Here is a 20,097-nt window from a genome sequence, read left to right on the forward strand (position 1 = left end):
AATTTATTTATTTTATGGGGCAAATGTACAAAAATAATATATAACAACTTAGTTTAAATTGTTAATTAAAAATTAAATTAAGAAAAATAAAATATTTTATAAAAAGAGTTATTTATAGTAGGCAAAGAAAGCTTTATAATTCATTTTTATTTCGTACTTTTGCAAAAAAAATAAGATTATGGATTTCTTATCATTAGCTCAGAACCGCTATACTACCAAAATTTATAACGGAAAAACACTTTCGAAGGAAACTCTTGAACAATTAAATGAGATTCTTCGCCTAGCACCCTCTTCTATCAACAGCCAACCATGGGAATTTATCTTGGTAGGAGATAAGCGTAAAGATTAAGTTTTTGCACCTCTCTCCCTAATGAATGAAGAGCGGGTAAAACAAGCCAGCCATATTGTTATCTTCAGGGTATTGGAGAGTGTAGAACGTTTTGAAGAGGAAGCCCCTTCTTATATCTCGGAAGGAGGACGGACTTTCTATCAACAATATATCAAACCTCAGGGCGAAGCTCATGTCAAGGCTTGGATGGGGCACCAAGTATATGTAGCCTTAGGGTATTTCCTTGCCGGATGTGCTGCTATGGGAGTGGACTCAACCCCTATGGAAGGAATCTTACCTAAAGAATATGACGAACATCTCCCTAAGAACGGCTATCAAACTCTCTTTGCTGTAGCCATTGGTTATCGTGATCCAGAAGACAAAAACCAACCCTCTATCACTCCCAAAAAGAGAAAAGAATCAGTAGTCAGAGAGCTGTGAACAAGAATCAATTCCCCCTTCGGGGTTAGGGGGAATAAACAGAGGTCAAGTATAGCCCTTGTCGATAAGTCCTTCTATATCTTTTCCCTGTGGAGTTAAGGTTAGCTGAGGTGTAGTATTTTTATCTTGAATTATAATTCATTAAGGAACTATAAACCCTCTCCAACATGAGAACTGAAATAAGACATTAACATTCCTCTGGATAAAAAGTCCAACCTTTGAGTTTCTCCTTCTTATACTTTTTCATAAAAGCTTCCTCCACCCATATGCTACGAAGACTATCCTCGTTATAGAAAAAGATGCCTTCTTTAGAATGTTGGGTGATATGTAGTAACTTATGCTCCGTTTCTATAAGGCTATTATTGGAATATATCTTCGCAGGCACCCACTCAAATATTCCTGGACACTGTTTTTCAAAGAAATCCATTGCCTTTTTATTTAGCAAATAGATATAGACTCTATTAATGGATATACAATCCCATTTGGCAGCAATAGCTTCGAAGTCGGTAAAGTCAAGTCGAATGTTCAAGTGTATAGGTTCAGGATCTCCGAACATCAAATAATCAGTAATAGAACCCTTTACAGACTGGAAAGCACCGTATGCTCTACTTGGGTAATTGTTGGAAGTGCCTATGGTATATAGCATTTTATTAAGTATTTGGTTTTAGTGATTGATATAGAAATGAACTTCTGATGAATAAGAGTTAGCTCTCTATTACTTTTTTGAGATCTACTCCCATCTTTTGGTACTTTTCTTCTAAGGCTTCTAATAAGTATTCGAATACGTCAGCATAGTAGAAAGAGGGATTACTTTCATTTTCTTGAAGTTTGGTCTTTATATATCTGTAGATGCCGATAGTTCCTTCATAATAAACGTAGGTATTTACTATTTCAGTGAGCTTTTCTGGCAGGAAATCGGGAGCTTTGATAAGGGCATTTATCATCGTAAGCAAGCAAAGGTCTGAGGACTGTTTGTATAGTTCCTTGCTTGCATAAACAAGAGCTGCCTTTGTATCTGAATAATCCAAGCCTTCTATATGGGTAAGTAGCTCCTTGTAGTGTGATTCTATAGTCATAACGAATGTATTATCCCCTTATTTTTGGGGACAAATATACAAAATTAATCCTTCGTCTCCTATGAAAATTCTCTTATCTATTCCTCTTTTCTCGTTTCTCCTCTTTACCCCCTCAATTAATTAACAATTGACCTTTGACAATTAACAATTAAAAATTGTATCTTTGCCCCACTCTTTTACAAATATACAATCATGCTCAATGTCAGTGGCTTATCTATTTCTTTCCAAGGGGAAACACTTTTCTCGGATGTGGCTTTTATGCTCATCGGGGGGGATCGTGTAGGGATTATCGGTAAAAATGGTGCAGGAAAATCCACCTTGCTCAAGATGCTCTCAGGGGAGCTCCCTCCTGATACAGGTACCATTGCCTTGGAGAAAAATGCAAAAATAGGTTACTTAAAACAGGATATTGACTTTGTCGCAGGACGTACTGTTCTTGAGGAGGCCTATCAGGCTTTCACTACCCTGATGCGCTTAGAAGAAGAATTAGACCATATCCACCATGAGATAGCTGAACGCACTGACTATGAGAGTGATAGCTACAATGATTTGCTGATCCGCCTGCACGATGTCACTCATGAGTACGAGATCCATGGAGGATATACCTATAAGGGAGATACCGAACGTATCCTTTCAGGTTTGGGCTTCTCTCGGGAGGATTTTTCCCGCCTAACGGATAGTTTCTCGGGAGGGTGGCGCATGCGTATAGAGCTGGCCAAGCTCCTCTTGGAAAAAAATGACATACTCCTACTGGATGAGCCTACCAACCACCTTGACATAGAGTCCATTATATGGTTTGAGGGCTTTCTCAAGTCCTTCCCTGGAGCGGTGGTGATTATCTCCCACGACAAGATGTTCCTTGACAATGTCACCAATCGTACCATTGAGATTGTGGCAGGGCGTATCTATGACTATCCCAAGCCTTATTCTGCTTTCTTGGAACTAAGAAAAGAGATGATTACCCAACAGCTTGCCGCTCAGAAGAACCAAGAAAAGATGATTCAGCAAACGGAAAAGCTTATCGACAAGTTCCGAGCCAAAGCCTCCAAAGCCTCTATGGCACAGTCGCTCATCAAAAAGCTCGACCGTATAGAACGTATCGAGGTAGATGAGCAGGAAACTGCCGTAATGTCGGTACGCTTCCCCCTCTCTCAGCAACCGGGGAAAGTAGTATTGGAAATAGACCATGTCAGCAAGAGTTATGACAAAAAACTGATTCTCAAGGATATAAGTCTGCTTGTGGAGCGCGGTTCCAAAATAGCCTTTGTCGGGCAGAATGGACAGGGAAAAACTACCCTTGCCAAGATGATTATAGGAGAAATACCCTACGAAGGAAACATTCGCTTAGGACACAATGTGGAAATAGGCTATTTTGCTCAGAATCAAGCGCATTACTTGGATGGCGAGCTCACCCTACTGGACACAATGCTTAATGCTGCCAACGACTCCAACCGTACCAAAGTACGTGATATCCTCGGTGCTTTTCTCTTTCGTGGTGATGAGGTAGAGAAAAAGGTAAAAGTACTCTCTGGAGGCGAACGCAATCGCTTGGCATTGGCCAAAATGCTCCTCTCCTCATTCAATGTCCTAGTTATGGACGAGCCTACCAACCACCTTGACATTGCCTCCAAGAATGTGCTCAAGCAGGCACTACAACGCTTTGAGGGAACACTCATTATCGTATCCCACGACCGTGACTTCCTCACTGGACTCACAGATAAGGTATATGAGTTCAAGAACCATACTATCAAAGAATATCTCGGCGATATCGACTTCTACCTAGAACAAAGAGCAGTATCTTCCTTCCGCGAAATAGAAAAAGGTGAAGAAGTTAAAAAAGAAATTGTAGTAGAGAAGGAAAAAGCCCTTTCCTATGAAGAACAGAAAGAACGCAAGAAGCTCACCAACCAGCTCAGTAAGGTAGAACGACAGATCAGTGATCTCGAAAAAGAAATCGCCCAGATGAATACCCAAATACAAAATACCCCTACCCCTGAGCTTATGGAGCAATATGGAAACAAGAAAAAACAACTCGATAACCTTATGGAGGAATGGGAAAAAATTTCATTAATGATCAATAATTAATGATTAATGATCAATGAACAATGATTAATGATTATTTCTTGTAAAAACTAATAACTAATAACTATTCACTGATAACTGTTCACTGATAACTGACAATTAACAATTAAAGAAGATGAACCCATTTATAGTATCCGCTCGCAAATATCGTCCACAGTCTTTTGTCGATGTAGTGGGACAAAAGGCCATTACTGATACCTTGGAAAATGCCATTGCCAACGATCACTTGGCTCAGGCACTGCTCTTTACAGGGCCTCGAGGAGTGGGTAAGACTACTTGTGCCCGTATCTTGGCTAAGAAAATCAATGAGAAGACCACCCCTACTGAAGGAGATAATGATTTTGCTTTCAACATCTTTGAACTGGATGCGGCCTCCAACAACAGTGTGGAAGGAATCCGATCTCTCATCGAGCAAGTACGCATCCCCCCTCAAGTAGGTAAATATAAGGTCTATATCATTGACGAGGTGCATATGCTCTCCAATGCTGCCTTCAATGCCTTTCTCAAGACCTTGGAGGAACCGCCTGCACATGCAATCTTTATTCTGGCCACTACCGAGAAACATAAGGTGATCCCGACCATCCTCTCTCGCTGTCAGATATTTGACTTTAAGCGTATTACTATCAATGATGCTCGTGAATATCTCAAGTATATTGCTAAGGAACAAGGGCTTGAAGCCGAAGACGAAGCACTACAAATCATTGCCCAAAAGGCTGATGGAGCTATGCGCGATGCCCTTTCTATCTTTGACAGAGTGGTAAGTTTCTGTGGGAAGACAATTACCCGACAAGCGGTATCGGAGATACTCAATGTATTGGACTACGATACTTATTTTAAGGTTACCGACCTTATCGTGAGCAATAACATCCCTCAACTACTCATTGAGTTCAATAGTATTCTCGCCCATGGCTTCGACGGACAACACTTTATAGCAGGCTTAGCTGGACATTTCAGAGACCTTATGGTCTGCAAAAATAGCCAAACTGTATCCCTTATGGAAGTCGGTGAGGAGACCCAAAAAAAATATATTGAGCAGACTACCAAGTGTGACTTTCCGTTCTTGGTGGAGGCACTACGCATAGCTACCCAATGCGATTTGGAATATAAGACAAGCCGTACCCCACGTCTTTTGGTGGAGCTGGCTCTGATGCAATTGGCTTCACTTACCTACCAGGGGGATAAAAAAAAAATGATGGATATATAATCCCTGCGGCTGTTTTTTATCAAAGACCTATTCAAATTACTGAAAATAAATCAGTTACAAAAGAGCCTTCTTCACAAGAAAATGCTCCTGTCTCCCAGACTCCTCCCAAGGACAGTGTTTCAGCTACTTCTCTTAAGAGCATTCAGCTCAAGCATGAAGCTGCTAAGATACGTGATCAGCACCAAGCACAAGCCCAGCATACAGCTCGAGACAGCTATACACAGGAAGATTTCGAGGGTGTCTGGAAACAGATGTTGGCCATCTTAGAAAAAAGAGGTGAACACCTACTAATCAGTCATTTAGGGAAAGATTCTGCCCCTACTATAGCAGAGGATGTAATTCTTCTGGAAGTAGGCTCAGAGCTTGCTTTGATAGAAACCCGTTCCCAACAGGAGCGATTGCTCACCTATATCCGCAAGTCGCTGAACAACTACAACATTACGCTACAGATTACTGTGAACAAAGAAATTGCCCCTGTCACTGCTTATACTCCTGAAGAGAAGTATTTAGCACTGAAGGAGCAAAATCCACTTTTGGAAACTTTTGTTCGTGAGTTAGGCTTACAATTTTAAGTTCTTATTTGAAGAAAGGAAGGGGAGTCTTACCATCCCATTCGTAAGGCTCTTGCCCTTGTTGGAAGATACGCGCCGTAAGCTTTCCCTTGAGAGTAAATTTGCCGTTTTCTATCACTAACCAACTACCTTCTCTTAGTCCTATGACAGGGGTATCATTGAGAACATGGAACTCATTGATACGTGTCTGTCGTGTTTCTCCTTTGTGCTTACTCTTAGGATCTGGATCCAAGTAATGTGGATTGATATTGAAAGGCACCACTCCTAAGGTCTTGAAGCTGGGCGGGTAGATGATAGGCATATCATTGGTTGTCTGCATACTTTGCCCTGCTATATTGGTACCTGCACTAGCTCCCATATAGGGGGTTCCTGCATTGACCGCTTCACGTAGGGGCTCCATTACCCCATTTTCATATAGCTGAGTAACCAAGAGGAAAGTATTCCCTCCTCCAGTGAAGATTGCTTTGGCCTGCTTCACTGCCTCAGCGGGGTTGGCAAAAGTGTGAATCCCCACTACTTTTTTCCCTATGGTAGCGAAGAAATCCTTTGCTTTTTGGGTATATTCATCGTGAGAAATACCACTGGGGCGAGCATAAGGAATGAAGAGAATTTCGTCCACTCCAGCGAAAAACACCTTGAGTTCTTCCTTGAGATAAGACAGATACGTACCTCCATAAATAGTTGAAGTACTGGCAAGTAGAATTTTTTTCATCTTTGCTTGTTCTTGAGAAGGTTTTGGGGCGCTCTGTCCTTGTCCATATACAAGGCCTGTTATGAGCAATGCCCAAAGAGTAATTAATATTTTTTTCATGTTTTTAAAATTTAGAATACTCCCCCAAAATTACGAATTTTACAGGAACTATCCTAATAAAAAAAGATTTTTATGGCTTTGATAGTTCAAAAGCAATTTCCTCCAGATTCTTATCCCAAGTCACACGAGCTCCTATAAGCTTGCTCTCTTGAAAATAAAACTCAAACTGATCAACCTCATAGTAGCGATTCTTCTTTGTTTGTGGGATCCTGAGGTGATTCCCCTTGAGTGTCCAAGAGCGGGTATCCTTGCGAAACACCTGTTTGGTCACTCTATCTTCCTCTTTTACAATTACTTGTTTCTTTTCAAAAATAAGATAGAGATTCACTTGTGGGTGCTGCTCGTCGCTATGCTTATAGAAAGGTTCTCCATTGATTTCAGGGGTATATTGTGTAACATCTGCTACGAAAGTCTTCCCTATGAGGTCTTCCTTTGTCATTTGTCCTCTCACAAAAAAAGAACTCAGGAATGTAATGAGTAGTAATAGTTTTTTCATATTTTTAATCTTTATAAGCATCAGGATACTTCTTTCTAATCTCTTGGATATATTCGTCCCAACCATATTTATAATACTCAGGGGCAGGGGAAAATTCTCCTGCACCCATATCCAAATCACCTGCACAGGGAACACGATAATGCCCCCAACTCACTTGCTGAGACTTATGTGTTTGCTTGCTTGTCCAAGTCCCTATATAGGCATTATTCAAGTAAGGATCTGCCATAAGATAGCCATCATTATATTCTATCTTTCCCTTTTTGGAGAGAAACCACCATAAGAGTACTTTGCCCTTGAATACCCCCGTGGCTGGGAGGTCTTCATATTCGTCCAAAATGAAATCGCCCACGGCCACGCCTTCCTCCTGTACACCACTATTTTCTGTGTAGAGATCATTTGTGGTATCTTCTGGTTTGCCTGAGATAAGTTGGGTAAGGGTTATACTCCCCTTGAATTGTCTGACATTCTTCCCTACTCGTGTCCTCCCCGCTATTTCATACACCAAAGGATTCTGAGGATTGCGCTTAGCAGAAGAAATCAAGACCACTAAGCGTTTTTTATGAACCCCTATAGCCCCTAAATAATCTGTACTTTGATTGAGAATAATGGAGGAGAAGTCCGCCTTCTGAATATCTATCTTGGAGGGATAGGTTTTGTCATAGAAGAGGGTCATTTTGCTTAATACATCCTTATAGGTACAAGGCTGTGCCATAGCTGAAGAGAACAAACCGAATAGCAGAATAAAAGTCACTTTTTTCATATCTATAAGTTTAAAAAAGGGATAGAGTCTCCCCTATCCCTCTTAGTAAATATTTTTGACTTATTTCATCGCCTGAATAATGGAGATAAAATCATCTGCTACAAGGGCAGCTCCTCCTATGAGGCCTCCGTCTACATCTGGATTAGCAAAAAGAGAAGCCGCATTCTTGGCATTACAGCTGCCACCATATAGAATAGTGAGATTATCGGCCACTTCCTTGCCATACTTATCTGCTACGGTCTTGCGGATAAAAGCGTGTATCTCTTGCGCTTGCTCTGGAGTAGCTGTCTCACCTGTACCAATAGCCCATACTGGTTCGTAAGCAAGTACAATATGCTTCCAAGCATCCTCAGGTAAGTGGAAAAGAGCTTTTTCTATTTGGCGCTGCACCACTTCAAAGTGTTTCTCTGCCTTACGTTCGGCAAGTTTCTCCCCTATACAGAAGATGATACGGAACTGATGAGCAAGGGCAGTATCTACCTTTTTGGCGAGACTTTCGTCCGTTTCATTAAAGTACTCACGACGTTCGGAGTGTCCTAAGATAGTGGTTCTAACCCCTATAGCCTCAAGCATAGAAGCGGATACTTCTCCAGTGAAAGCCCCTTTTTCAGCAAAGTGCATATTCTGTGCAGCTACCACAATAGGACTCCCTTTTGTTTTTTCCACTGCTAAAGCCAGATTCACAAAAGACGGGGCTATAATCACCTCTGCCTTAGTCTGTGGGAGCTTCTGTAGCAAAGCGGCAATGAGCTCTGCGGATTGCCCCGCATCATTGTTCATTTTCCAGTTTCCTGCAATTATTTTTTTTCTCATAAGTCTGTTATTTTGATTAAGTAATAGATCTTTTCTAATTCAGGTGTAAAGATACTACTTTCCCTCAAGAAATGCAAGTTTTATTTCACTCCATGCATAAGTTTTTTGATCATAGGGTGCAGAAGAATTACCAATATTCCTGCTCCTGCGGCTATGACTGCAAAAATAAGGAAGAAAGTACTTAATCCATAGTTTTGCTTGACATACTCTATCTGTCCACCTAAGGTTGCAGCTATCTTTTGAGCAATAGCAATTCCTAAGTACCACATACCGAACATGAAGGCAAGCATTCTGGCTGGTACTAACTTGGAAACATAGGAAAGTCCCACCGGAGAGATAAATAATTCTCCTAAAGTATGGAATAGATAGGTAAGGATAAGGAATATTACAGAGATCTTCGCTCCTTCGCCCAAGCCTGTAGCGCCTAACCATATAGCGATATACCCAATGGCCACGAAGAACAATCCAAAGCCATACTTGTAGGCCGCTGGAGGATTGAATTTAGATTCCCATATCTTCGATACAGAGGAGGCTAAGGTAATGACAAAGAAGGGGTTAAGCACAGAGAACCACGATACAGAGATTTCAGATTCTGTCTTGGCAAATTCACTCTTGAGCATATACACTACTACCACCCAGATGAGGGAAAAACATAATAGGAGAATCATATTAGTAATCGGGATATGTTTCCAAGTGGCCATCGCAAGCCTTATGAGTACATAGAAGATAATGATCAAGGGCACCACCACAATAAGGCTATTAATGATATTGAAGATAAACAATCCATTGCCCGTAAGGCTTCTATCCACATGATCACGAGCAATAATAATCAATGAAGAAGGTGCTTGATCGAAGGTTATATAAAAGAACATGATAAAGATTGCCAAGCTCACCACTGCCAACATACGGCTGCGCACTACCCCTTCATAGCGCATGATACGGGAGAAGAGTACATAGATAAAGAGCACTAAGGTAATGATGATAAAGAGCGTTTGTCCTCTCATAAGGGAGCTATTCGCCCAGGCAAAGACATCATACATGCCATTCTTAGACAATGGATCATTGAAAGCATAAGTGAGTCCCAAAAGGGTTACTATCGTAATGAGGATTGTATCGGTAAAGGTAAAAGGATTACGCTTATCTGTATCTTCTTTTTTGACTTCTGTGGCCTGTTTTTCCTCTTTTTGTTGAGGAAGCGCTTGCTTAAGTACCCCTAAATCTCCCATAAGGTTCTTTGCGAAAACAAATTGGATTGTTCCCAATGCCATAAAGATACCTGCCAGTCCGAAGCCCCAACTCCAGCCATGAGTCATTGCTAAGTACCCACAGAGCATGGTACCAAAGAAAGAGCCTGAATTGACCCCCATATAGAAAATGGTATAAGCACTATCCTTCTTATCGGCATGTTCCTTGAACATTTCCGAGAGGATAGAAGGGACATTAGGCTTGAAGAATCCTACCCCTATCACTAAGCAAGTAAGCCCTATGTAGAACATCACAGGGATAGAGAGGAAGAGACAGAGCTGTCCTATAGTCATGATCACCGCTCCAGTAATCACAGCATTGCGCGCCCCGAGGTACTTATCGGCAATGATCCCCCCCAAGACAGGAGTTAGGTATAGGAGCATGGCATACGTTCCATAGAGCGAAGCCGCTTGCTCAGCCGTCCAGCCCCAGCCTCCCTTAGGATCCCCTAGAAGAATCTCGGCGGTTAGAAATTGTACCAAAAGGACACGCATTCCATAGAAGGAAAAGCGTTCCCACATCTCAGTGAAGAACAAAAAGAAAAGTCCCGAGGGCTGCCCCAGTACTTTTGTGTCAAAATAATGTTTCTTTTGCTGTTCCATAGTATTTATAATGATTTTTTGTGTTTCCTATACGGTTATTATTTCTATAAAGAGCTGTTAATTAATACATTGGTTATAAAAAAAGCTTCTTTGAAAACGGCTATAAAAATAGGTTTTTTTTCTGAAATTACCTAATTTTTTTTTATTTTTCATATCATTTTTTCTACACATCTCCTTGAAGAGCTATAACAAAGAATATAATATAAGCCCAAAGAAGTATTTATAGAATAAATCATTGAACATTATTCATTATTTTGTATCTTTGCCCTTTGTTTACTAACCTTGTTTTTTCATTATGAAAAAAGGACTCCTATTTTGCTTTTTACTTATCAGCTTCTATAGTTTGGGACAAGCGTCCATAAACAAGGAAAAGGACACCCTTTCCCTACTTTTTGCTGGAGATATCATGGGACACTCCCCTCAGATCACATCTGCCTATAATAAGACAACACAACGATATGAATATGAGCCTGTCTTTGCTAAAGTAGCCCCTATCTTCAGGGAAAATGACTATGTAATAGCCAACCTAGAGGTAACCCTCGGTGGGAAACCTTATACAGGATATCCAACCTTCTCCTCGCCCAATGCCCTAGCGGCAGCTTGCTATAAGAGTGGTATCAATGTGATGGTAACGGCGAACAACCATTCCTGTGACCGTGGAAAAAAGGGAATCACCAATACACTATATCAGTTGGATTCTTTGGGAATAAAGCATACAGGCACCTTCTATGACCTAATAGACAGGGCTCGTAGGAACCTGCTTGTGCTGAGGAAAAACAATATTCGTGTAGGAATCCTTAACTATACTTATGGCACCAATGGCCTACCTATCCCTGAACCTACCCTTGTGAATCTACTTGATACCCTCCAGATAAAAAAAGACCTACAAAGTGCCCACGCCCACAGGCTTGACAAACTCATTGCGGTAGTACATTGGGGAGTAGAATATGCTACCAAACCCAACCAAGCCCAAAAAGACATGGCCAATTTCCTCCTGAGAAATGGAGTGGATGCTATCATAGGGGGGCACCCACATGTACTCCAACCTATGGAGAAAAATACTAATGACCAATTTGTTGCCTATTCCTTGGGCAACTTTATCTCCAACCAGCGCAAGCGCCATACCGATGGCGGCCTGATGGTTAAGCTCTCTTTTGTCAAAAATAAAGAAGGAAAGACGAAATTTCTGATTCCTCAGTACTACCTCACTTGGGTACATATCTATCAACAAGAGGGGAAAAACCACTATGAGATACTCCCTTGCGCACAAGTAGAAAAGGAAAATTTCAAAGGACTGGACAAAGAGAGTACTAAGCAGATAAAACTCTTTATCGAGGACTCTCGCAAGCTTTTCCTTGAGAATAATATAGGATATATAGTTGAGAAGAAATAGAAAATTAAAGAAATAAAGAAATGAACCTACCAGAAGAACTCCGTTATACCGCAGAGCACCTTTGGATAAGATCCGAAGGAGACTTATTCTATGCAGGAATTACCGATTTTGCACAGCAGCAACTCAGTGATATTGTATATGTAGAAGTAGAAACCGAAGGAGAAACCCTTGGCAAAGACCAAGTATTTGGCACTATAGAAGCTGTAAAGACACTCTCAGACCTCTTCATGCCTCTCTCTGGAGAGATTATCGCCTTCAACAAAGAGCTTGTACGTAAGCCTGAACAGATTAACAAAACTCCCTATGAGTCTTGGATTATCCAAATAAAACCTACTGCTCCCGCTGAGTTAGAAGAATTACTATCTGCTGAAGAATATGCATCAATGATCAATGAGTAATGATCAACGTTCAATGATTAATCATTAAACATTAATCATTATTCAAGTACATCTGTCGGACTTTCTTAAAGAGTTCGGAAGAGTAAACAAAGTCAGTAACGGCCTCGTTATCCGTCTTGAAGATAGTATCCTTACTACCTTCCCACTCTTTGTACCCATTCTTGAGGAAGATAATCTGTTCCCCTATCTCCATGACAGAGTTCATATCGTGGGTATTGATAATGGTGGTGATGTTAAACTCTTCTGTTACGGTATGAATTAGATTATCTATAACAATAGACGTCTTAGGATCCAGTCCTGAGTTAGGCTCATCACAGAAGAGGTACTTAGGCGAGTTCACCACTGCACGAGCAATGGCCACACGCTTTCGCATCCCCCCCGATATCTCGGCAGGTTTCTTATGATGGGCATTGACCAGATTCACCTTTTCCAAGACAAAATCCACCCTATCCTTCATCTCGGCAGGGGTCAGAGAAGAAAACATCTGCAGCGGGAACATCACATTCTCCTCCACAGTCATGGAATCAAAAAGCGCACTCCCTTGGAAGACCATTCCCATCTCTTGGCGCAACTTACGACGTTGTTCCTTATTCATATCGGCATACTTGACCCCATCATAGATAATATTGCCACTATCAGGAATGTGTAAGCCCAAGAGAGTCTTTAGGAAAACGGTCTTTCCGGAGCCACTCTGCCCTATTATAAGGTTTGTCTTTCCTTTGTGAAAAGTTGCCGAGATTCCTTTGAGAATCTCTACCCCGTCAAAGGATTTTTTTATATCTTGTACTTCAATCATTTACGTAAGGAGAATTTGAGTAATAATAAAATCAATAATAATAATTGCCACACTTGTCCATACGAAGGAAATGGTACTAGCCTTTCCTACATCCAAGGCGCCCCCCTTCATATAATAGCCGTGATAGGCCGGAATAGTCGCCAGCACAAAGGCAAAAATAACACTCTTAATAAGTGCATAGGTGATATCGAAAGCGCGGAACTGTAACTTCAAACCTTCCAAGAACTCTGCCGAGGTAGCATAGTGCCCTACAGTAGCTGCAATATACCCTCCATAGATACCCAAAGCCATCGCCATAGTAATGGCAAAAGGATACAAAAGCAAGGCAATAATCTTAGGAAAGATAAGGTAATTAAGAGAATTGACCCCCATGATATCCAAGGCATCTATCTGTTCGGTAACACGCATAGTCCCAATACTTGAAGTGATAAAGGAACCCACCTTCCCCGCTACTATGATAGAGGTAAAGGTAGGAGCAAACTCCAGTACAATGGTCTGACGGGTGGCAAAGCCAATAAGACTCTTAGGTATAAGAGGGTTATCTATGTTCAGTGCCATCTGTATGGCAATTACCGCCCCGACAAAGAGCGAGATAAAAGCAATAATCCCCAACGATCCATACATAAGGTCATCTATCTCCTTCATTATAAGCCTTTTCATCATAGCCCACTTGGTACGCTTGCGGAATATTTCGTATATCATTAGGAAATACCTTCCTATAGCTTCTAAATGTTTCATACTAACTATTCGAGAGGGCAAAGATACAAAAAAAGTAAAAAGAGAAAGAAGGAAATGAAAAAGTTTTCTATTTTTCTTTTACCTTTGAGATAAAAACCATTCTATTTTTCACTTTTCTACTTCCATCAACAGCCTTAAAATAAAAGATATAATTTATTAAAAAAGTTAAATATTGAATAGCAGCAACAACAAAACGATAAAAATAATTCTCTTTTATTTTTCAAGAGAAAGAACTATTTCATTCATTATCAATAATTAATACTCCCTTAACATTAAATAAAATATATTCACCAATTATTTTATTTTAATAAATACAATTGTATTAAATAGTATTAAAACAATTATCAATTCAAAATATTAACAAACAAAACTATCAATTTTTTATTTTTAACAAAAAACATGCTTTTAAAATTCTTAAAGAACACGATATTGAAAAAAACATATAGAATTATTTGTTTTTCTCACTTTTTTTTACGAATATTTGCAAAACTAATTGTGCGAATATATATAAAAACATGAAGAGAAAATGGCTGTATGTGCTGTTAGGGTTTTTATGCCTAACAGCAACTGGGCTGTATGCCCAAGAAAGTACCATAACGGGAATTGTAAGAGATGAGGAAGGAAAACCTCTCTTAGGTGTCTCCGTAGTTGTCAAAGGAACCACTCGAGGGGTTGATACCGATTTGGATGGTAAATATTCCATAAAAGTGCCTGATGAAAAAGCAGTTCTTGTTTTTTCTATGTTAGGAAGTAAGCCCGTGGAGCGTGTAGTAGGCAATCACAAGGAGCTGAACGTCACTCTCAAAGAGGATGTTACTGAGCTTACAGGTCTTGTCTTCAATGGTTATCAAGAAATTGACAAGAAGCTTTTCACGGGTAATTCCCAGACACTAAAAATTGACAACATCAAACAAGATGGAGTAGTCGATGTAGGTCGTATGCTTGAGGGACGCTCCGCTGGGGTCAATGTACAGAACCTTTCAGGTACTTTTGGTACATCTCCTAAGATTACTATACGTGGAGGTTCCTCTATCTTTGGAGATACCAAACCCCTCTGGGTAGTGGATGGAGCTGTACAGGAGGAGGTGGTGAACCTTTCCTTTGAACAGTTAGCCTCTGGAGATGCCTCAACCCTAATTAGCTCAGCAATCTCAGGGCTGAATGCCAATGATATTGAGAGTATAGAAATCCTCAAGGATGCTTCCGCACTTTCCCTATATGGAGCACGTGCGCTTAATGGAGCCGTAATCATTACTACCAAAAGTGGAAAACGCAATGTGAAGACACAATTGAGCTACCAGTTGGAGGAGTCTGTACGTATGATTCCTAATTATGCACAGTTCGACCTGATGAACTCCCAAGAGACCATGAGTGTCTATCGTGAGTTGGAGCAAAAGGGCTACTTAGACCGAGCTACTTATACAGCTGCTCAGCAAGGTGGGGTTTACCAGATCATGTACCGAAATACCGATACTTATGATCCTGCTACTGGTCGCTTTCTATTGCAGAACAGTCCAGAGGCACGTAATGCTTTCTTGCGCAAATATGAGTATGCCAATACGGACTGGTTCAAAACCCTCTTCCGACCTTCCTTAACTCAAAATCATACCTTGAGTCTTAGTGGTGGAGGAGAGAATACGACTATCTATAGTTCCTTAGGCTTCTTTGTAGACCCAGGATGGACGATAGCCGATAGGGTACACCGTATTACCGGAAATATAAAGACCACTTATGACCTCTCTTCTAAGGTGAAGATAGGTATTCTAGCACAAGGAGCCATCCGTAACCAAAAAGCACCGGGTACCTTCTCCCGTTCGAGCAATCAGGTAACAGGGGAGTACGAACGTGATTTCGATATCAATCCCTTCAGCTATGCACTCAATACTACTCGTGCACTACGTCCCTATGATGATGAAGGCAACTACGACTATTATCGTATGAACTATGCACCTATGAATATCCTTAAGGAGCTTAAGAATAATTATATAGATCTGAAGATGATGGAGTACAAGCTCCAAAGCGACTTAGAGATCAAATTCACTCCAGCGCTTAAGTACAAGTTCTTAGGTTCGGTACGCTATGCCCAAAGTACCCAAGAGCATACGATCACCGAAGGTTCCAATGTGGTAGGGGCTTATCGTGCCAACGATAATATGATTATAGGGGAGCGCAACCCATTCCTATACCGCAACCCTGATGATCCTTCAGCCCTTCCGCAAGTGGTACTTCCCAACGGAGGTATCTATAAGTTGGAACAAAATAACCTCCAAAGCTACTACTTACGCAATGCCTTGGAGTACAATAAGGCTTTCAAAGACCAAGATGAGCAGGACAAGCATACCCTTAAGCTCTTCTTAGGACAAGAATTCCGTTATACCGATAGGGATAACCAATCCTTCGATGGTTATGGCTATCAGTTCAATCGTGGTGGAGTAGTCTTTACTGATCCTCGAATCATAGAGAAGGTGATTGCCGATAATGCCCAATACTTTGATCGCTCTACCGGTCGTGAACGAGGAGTAGCTTTCTTCTCTCAGGCATCCTATGGCTTCCGCAACCGTTATATTCTCTCTGGTACACTGAACTATGAGGGTTCTAACCAACTTGGTAGAAGCCGTAAGGCTCGCTGGCTCCCTACTTGGAATATCAGTGGCCGCTGGAATGTAACCAACGAACATTTCTTGCCTGCGACCCATGCCCTCTCTAACCTCTCTTTCCGCCTTAGCTATGGACTGATTGCAGGACTGAACAATATAGGAAATGCCTTACCTATCATGGCTAGTACCATCACCCCCCGCTTCCGCAACCAGGATAATGAACGCCTAATCCGTATCCTTTCTCTCCAGAACTCTGACCTTACTTGGGAGAAGGTGTATGAGACTAACTTCGGTACTGACATAGGCTTCCTTTCCAATTCGATCTCCCTCTCGGTAGACCTCTACCAGAAGAACTCCAAGGACTTATTAGACATTGTGCGTACTTCCGGTATGGGAGGGGAAATGAATAAGTATGCTAATGATGCCTCCATGACCACTCGTGGGGTTGAGCTAGTACTAGATACTCGTAACTTCAAGACTGAGGATTTCACTTGGAGTACCAGTGTGAACTTTGCTTATTTTAAGCAAGAGATTACCTCCTTGGCCAATGCCTCCAACAGTGTTTTCAACTTAGTACGTGAGACAGGGGGCAATGTATTGGGTAATCCACGCAACACCCTCTATTCCTATGATTTTGCAGGTCTTAATAGCCAAGGAATGCCGCTATTCAACCTTAAGGGAGGAAGTAGAGACTATAAGGATATTGATTTCCAAGATCGTGATAATATCCTCTCCTATCTCAAGAAAGAAGGAGCGGTGGATCCCAACATCACAGGAGGACTTAGCAATACTTTCCGTTACAAGAATTGGGAGCTAAACTTCCTCATTACTATGCAAGCGGGTAATAAGATTCGCAAGGCACCCCTCTACAAAGGAGCTGGCTATGATGACTTAAGTGTCTTCCCAAGAGAGTTCAAGAATCGCTGGGTAGCCCCTGGAGATGAGGCCTTAACTCAAATACCTGGCATTGTCTCTCAGCGAACACTCAATGAGGAAAACAAGGCCTATATCTCAAGAGCTTATAGCGCCTATAACCACTCTACCGCTCGTGTAGTCGATGGCTCTTTTGTACGTATGAAGAGCATCTCCCTATCCTATACCTTTGATAAGGAAGTTTTGGAAAACCTAAACTTAGGCAACCTAACCCTACGCTTACAAGCTTCCAACCCCTTCCTAATCTATGCTCATAAGGACTTGAACGGACAGGATCCAGAATTCTTCCGCTCTGGAGGAGTAGCCTACCCGATCACACCCCAATATACCTTTACCATTAATCTTGGAATCTAACAAAACAGCAACTCATGAAAAGAAACAAATACTTGTCCCTCTTAGCCTTAGCCCTTACCTTGGTGCTGAGCGCTTGTAACAAAATATTAGACGACCTACCTGATAGCCGTACAGAAATAGATAGTCCTGAAAAAATAGAGGAACTCTTGGTCGGCGCCTATCCTAATCGCTTTCCTACTTACATCGCAGAGATGATGAGTGATAATGTAAGCGAAAAGACCTCCTTCTTAGGAATCTCAACCCTTAATACAGATATGTATTTCTGGAGAGATAACAATGAGATAGATGGGGAGGACAATACCCCAACCGACTATTGGATAGCCTGCTATGCGGCCATTGGGGCAGCCAATCAGGCTTTGGAATCCTATGCCGAATTAGGCGAGGCAGCACGATATAACTATATCAAAGGAGAAGCCTTGGTAGCACGAGCCTATGCCCATTTTATGTTGGCTTACCTTTGGTGTAAGCCTTATAATGAGGCTACCGCTGCCTCTGATTTGGGATTGGCCTATATTACTACCCCTGAAAAGCATGTCTTTGGACACTACACCCGTATCCCACTTAAGGAATATTATGATGCTATAGAGCGCGACCTCACCCAAGGGCTTCCCTTGCTTGATGATAGCAAATATAAGCAACCTCGTTTCCACTTCACTACAGCGGCAGCTCATGCCTTTGCTACGCGCTTCTACCTAATGAAAGCCCAGTGGAATAAGGTAATTGAACATGCCGATGCCGTTTTGGGAGCCAATGCAGAAACCAAGCTCAGAAACATAAAAACCCTCAATGCGGTAGCCCTTGAGTCCAGAAGTGCTTACTATACAGAATCCACTAACCCATCCAATATACTTGTGGGTACGGCTCGTTCTGCCTTGGCCTATCGTTTCCAGACTCATAAGTATAGCCTAACTTTGCAAAAGATGGCGGAGATCTGCTCTCCTCGTAATACCCATCCTTTGAACTTCTCCAATATCAGTTGGGAAGCAGTCAATTCGGCTTTGGGAGATGGGGCAGGTAATATTGTCTTTCCTAAGTCTAACTACTACTATAAGTATGTAAATCGTTCGGCAGGCACTAGGGTTTATTATAGTGCAGCGGTTTTGTTCTCTTATGACGAGGTCTACCTCAACCGCTTGGAGGCCTACCTAATGTCCGGCAACTTAGATCAGTTCCGTAGTGACCTCTTTACCTATCTCATTCCTAAGACCCATAATAGCTCCCGACCCAATGAGGCCTATCCTTTCCCTCGTATGACCTTCGAGCGCTATATGACTCAGGCGGCACTTGATAGGCGTTATCAGGGTAGAGGAGTTGATTTCGATCCTTCCTATCCTCTCTCAACCCGACAGAGAGAATGGCTCCAAGCGGTAGTGGATATCCGACGAGTGGAGTTTGTACAAGAGGGCTTGCGCTGGTTTGATAACAAGCGCTTAGGGATGAAGGTCGTGCATAAGGTGGGCGATGGCCAAATAGAACTCACCAAGGGCGACCCGCGTCGAGAGCTTCAAATTCCTAATAGCGCCCTTGAATTTGGTATGGCACCCAACCCTCGTTAATCTTTTAATTCTTTGAAGTATGAAAAAAATAACCTATATATGCGTTGCCCTTTCTGTTGCCCTTTCCAGCTGCAATAAGAAAGAGACACTCGATCCCCAAAGTGTGATCCATGACGATACGGATACCCCCACTGCCTTGGATACCTATATCCGAAACGAATATATCAATTCCTATAATATAGAGGTCAATTACAAATATGTGGACATCAACTACGAGATGGGGCGCTACCTATATCCACCGACTGAAAGCAAGGTACAGCCTTTCTTGGAGATGATCAAGTATGTTTGGTTAGGAGCCTATCAGCAGGTAGCCGGTACGACCTTTGTTAGCCAAGTAGCTCCTCGACAGATAAGCCTTATCGGAGGGCGTAACTTGGATCCTCAGCGCAATCCTGAGACCTACCTCTTCGAGGAAACTCTCGGTCAGGCTGACAATGGGGCTAAGATCACCATCGCTCGCGTTGACTATTACGATCCAGCCCATCCAAATGAGGAGAATATCAGGCACATTATCCATACCATTCAGCATGAGTACTGCCATATCATCAATCAGCATAAGCCTTTTGCGCCTGAATTTGGGAAAATAACCCCCGATGATTACAGTTCTTCTTGGCATGGTAAGACAACAGCTCAGGCCAATGCCTTAGGCTTTATTACCAACTATGCAGCGGCAAACCCCTTTGAGGACTTTGCCGAAATGACCTCTCATATGCTCATGAAGTCCAAGGCGCAATGGGATGCCGCCCTCAATGCCATGCCTGAGAAAGGGAAGGTAGCTCTTAAGAAGAAAGAAGCCTTTATCGTGGAGTACTTCAGAGCCGAATGGGGTATTGACTTCTATCAGCTCCAAGGGGTCGCTTACCAAAGAATGCGAAACTATTTGTAAACCAAAACAGATACTA

At 41.9% G+C, this 20,097-nt stretch carries 17 protein-coding genes and 1 pseudogene; 9 read left to right on the top strand and 9 right to left on the bottom strand.

Going from position 1 to position 20,097, the window contains the following annotated elements:
* The first annotated feature begins 178 nt into the window (after window positions 1-178).
* Window positions 179-769 (top strand): annotated as a pseudogene (locus CGC50_RS04475) (nitroreductase family protein).
* A gap of 187 nt (window positions 770-956) precedes the next feature.
* On the opposite strand, the gene CGC50_RS04480 reads toward CGC50_RS04475, so the two are convergent.
* Together CGC50_RS04480 and CGC50_RS04485 are read right to left on the bottom strand one after the other, a co-directional pair.
* Window positions 957-1,415, bottom strand: a complete 459-nt coding sequence (locus tag CGC50_RS04480; protein WP_095909858.1) for a hypothetical protein — start codon at window positions 1,413-1,415, stop codon at window positions 957-959.
* A 58-nt stretch (window positions 1,416-1,473) separates the two neighbouring features.
* Window positions 1,474-1,845, bottom strand: coding sequence for a hypothetical protein (locus tag CGC50_RS04485; protein WP_095909859.1), 372 nt, complete (start codon window positions 1,843-1,845; stop codon window positions 1,474-1,476).
* A gap of 192 nt (window positions 1,846-2,037) precedes the next feature.
* On the opposite strand from CGC50_RS04485, the gene CGC50_RS04490 reads away from it, so the two are divergent.
* From CGC50_RS04490 to CGC50_RS04500, 3 genes are all read left to right on the top strand, one after another.
* Window positions 2,038-3,930: an ABC-F family ATP-binding cassette domain-containing protein gene (locus CGC50_RS04490; protein ID WP_095909860.1), complete on the top strand. Its 1,893-nt coding sequence runs from the start codon at window positions 2,038-2,040 to the stop codon at window positions 3,928-3,930.
* A gap of 112 nt (window positions 3,931-4,042) precedes the next feature.
* Complete coding sequence (gene dnaX, locus CGC50_RS04495) at window positions 4,043-5,131, top strand: DNA polymerase III subunit gamma/tau (RefSeq protein WP_095909861.1); 1,089 nt, start codon at window positions 4,043-4,045, stop codon at window positions 5,129-5,131.
* Window positions 5,132-5,382: 251 nt separating this feature from the next.
* Complete coding sequence (locus CGC50_RS04500; protein ID WP_198541634.1) at window positions 5,383-5,703, top strand: hypothetical protein; 321 nt, start codon at window positions 5,383-5,385, stop codon at window positions 5,701-5,703.
* A gap of 4 nt (window positions 5,704-5,707) precedes the next feature.
* Here the strand turns inward: CGC50_RS04500 and pepE are convergent, their stop codons facing one another.
* From pepE to CGC50_RS04525, 5 genes are all read right to left on the bottom strand, one after another.
* Window positions 5,708-6,415 (bottom strand): dipeptidase PepE, encoded by a 708-nt coding sequence (gene pepE / locus CGC50_RS04505; protein WP_095911286.1) that lies wholly within the window; start codon window positions 6,413-6,415, stop codon window positions 5,708-5,710.
* Between the two features lie 169 nt (window positions 6,416-6,584).
* Complete coding sequence (locus tag CGC50_RS04510) at window positions 6,585-7,010, bottom strand: hypothetical protein (protein ID WP_157909413.1); 426 nt, start codon at window positions 7,008-7,010, stop codon at window positions 6,585-6,587.
* A 4-nt stretch (window positions 7,011-7,014) separates the two neighbouring features.
* Window positions 7,015-7,770, bottom strand: a complete 756-nt coding sequence (locus tag CGC50_RS04515; protein WP_095909864.1) for a hypothetical protein — start codon at window positions 7,768-7,770, stop codon at window positions 7,015-7,017.
* 60 nt (window positions 7,771-7,830) lie between these two features.
* Window positions 7,831-8,583 carry a triose-phosphate isomerase gene (gene tpiA, locus CGC50_RS04520; protein ID WP_095909865.1) on the bottom strand — a complete coding sequence of 251 codons (753 nt, stop codon included), beginning with the start codon at window positions 8,581-8,583 and terminating at the stop codon, window positions 7,831-7,833.
* An 80-nt stretch (window positions 8,584-8,663) separates the two neighbouring features.
* On the bottom strand, window positions 8,664-10,430 hold the full coding sequence (locus tag CGC50_RS04525) for a peptide MFS transporter (RefSeq protein ID WP_095909866.1): 1,767 nt from the start codon (window positions 10,428-10,430) through the stop codon (window positions 8,664-8,666).
* Window positions 10,431-10,725: 295 nt separating this feature from the next.
* Between CGC50_RS04525 and CGC50_RS04530 the strand changes: the two genes are divergently transcribed.
* Both CGC50_RS04530 and gcvH read left to right on the top strand, forming a co-directional pair.
* The gene (locus tag CGC50_RS04530) at window positions 10,726-11,823 is read left to right on the top strand and encodes a CapA family protein (protein WP_095909867.1); all 1,098 of its coding nucleotides are present in this window, start codon (window positions 10,726-10,728) and stop codon (window positions 11,821-11,823) included.
* A 20-nt stretch (window positions 11,824-11,843) separates the two neighbouring features.
* Window positions 11,844-12,221, top strand: coding sequence for a glycine cleavage system protein GcvH (gene gcvH / locus CGC50_RS04535; RefSeq protein ID WP_095909868.1), 378 nt, complete (start codon window positions 11,844-11,846; stop codon window positions 12,219-12,221).
* A 31-nt stretch (window positions 12,222-12,252) separates the two neighbouring features.
* Here the strand turns inward: gcvH and CGC50_RS04540 are convergent, their stop codons facing one another.
* Window positions 12,253-13,017 carry an ABC transporter ATP-binding protein gene (locus CGC50_RS04540; protein WP_095909869.1) on the bottom strand — a complete coding sequence of 255 codons (765 nt, stop codon included), beginning with the start codon at window positions 13,015-13,017 and terminating at the stop codon, window positions 12,253-12,255.
* Window positions 13,018-13,755 carry an MlaE family ABC transporter permease gene (locus CGC50_RS04545; RefSeq protein WP_095909870.1) on the bottom strand — a complete coding sequence of 246 codons (738 nt, stop codon included), beginning with the start codon at window positions 13,753-13,755 and terminating at the stop codon, window positions 13,018-13,020. It abuts the gene before it with no gap.
* 515 nt (window positions 13,756-14,270) lie between these two features.
* Between CGC50_RS04545 and CGC50_RS04550 the strand changes: the two genes are divergently transcribed.
* The 3 genes from CGC50_RS04550 to CGC50_RS04560 are packed head-to-tail and all read left to right on the top strand — an operon-like array spanning window position 14,271 to window position 20,081.
* The gene (locus tag CGC50_RS04550; protein ID WP_095909871.1) at window positions 14,271-17,639 is read left to right on the top strand and encodes a SusC/RagA family TonB-linked outer membrane protein; all 3,369 of its coding nucleotides are present in this window, start codon (window positions 14,271-14,273) and stop codon (window positions 17,637-17,639) included.
* Between the two features lie 14 nt (window positions 17,640-17,653).
* Window positions 17,654-19,195: a RagB/SusD family nutrient uptake outer membrane protein gene (locus CGC50_RS04555; RefSeq protein WP_095909872.1), complete on the top strand. Its 1,542-nt coding sequence runs from the start codon at window positions 17,654-17,656 to the stop codon at window positions 19,193-19,195.
* Window positions 19,196-19,214: 19 nt separating this feature from the next.
* Entirely contained in the window at window positions 19,215-20,081 is an 867-nt protein-coding gene (locus tag CGC50_RS04560) for a substrate import-associated zinc metallohydrolase lipoprotein (protein WP_095909873.1), read from the top strand.
* Window positions 20,082-20,097: the final 16 nt, after the last annotated feature.

Origin of the sequence: Capnocytophaga gingivalis (genome assembly GCF_002302415.1) — a bacterium.
Lineage (GTDB): Bacteria > Bacteroidota > Bacteroidia > Flavobacteriales > Flavobacteriaceae > Capnocytophaga > Capnocytophaga gingivalis.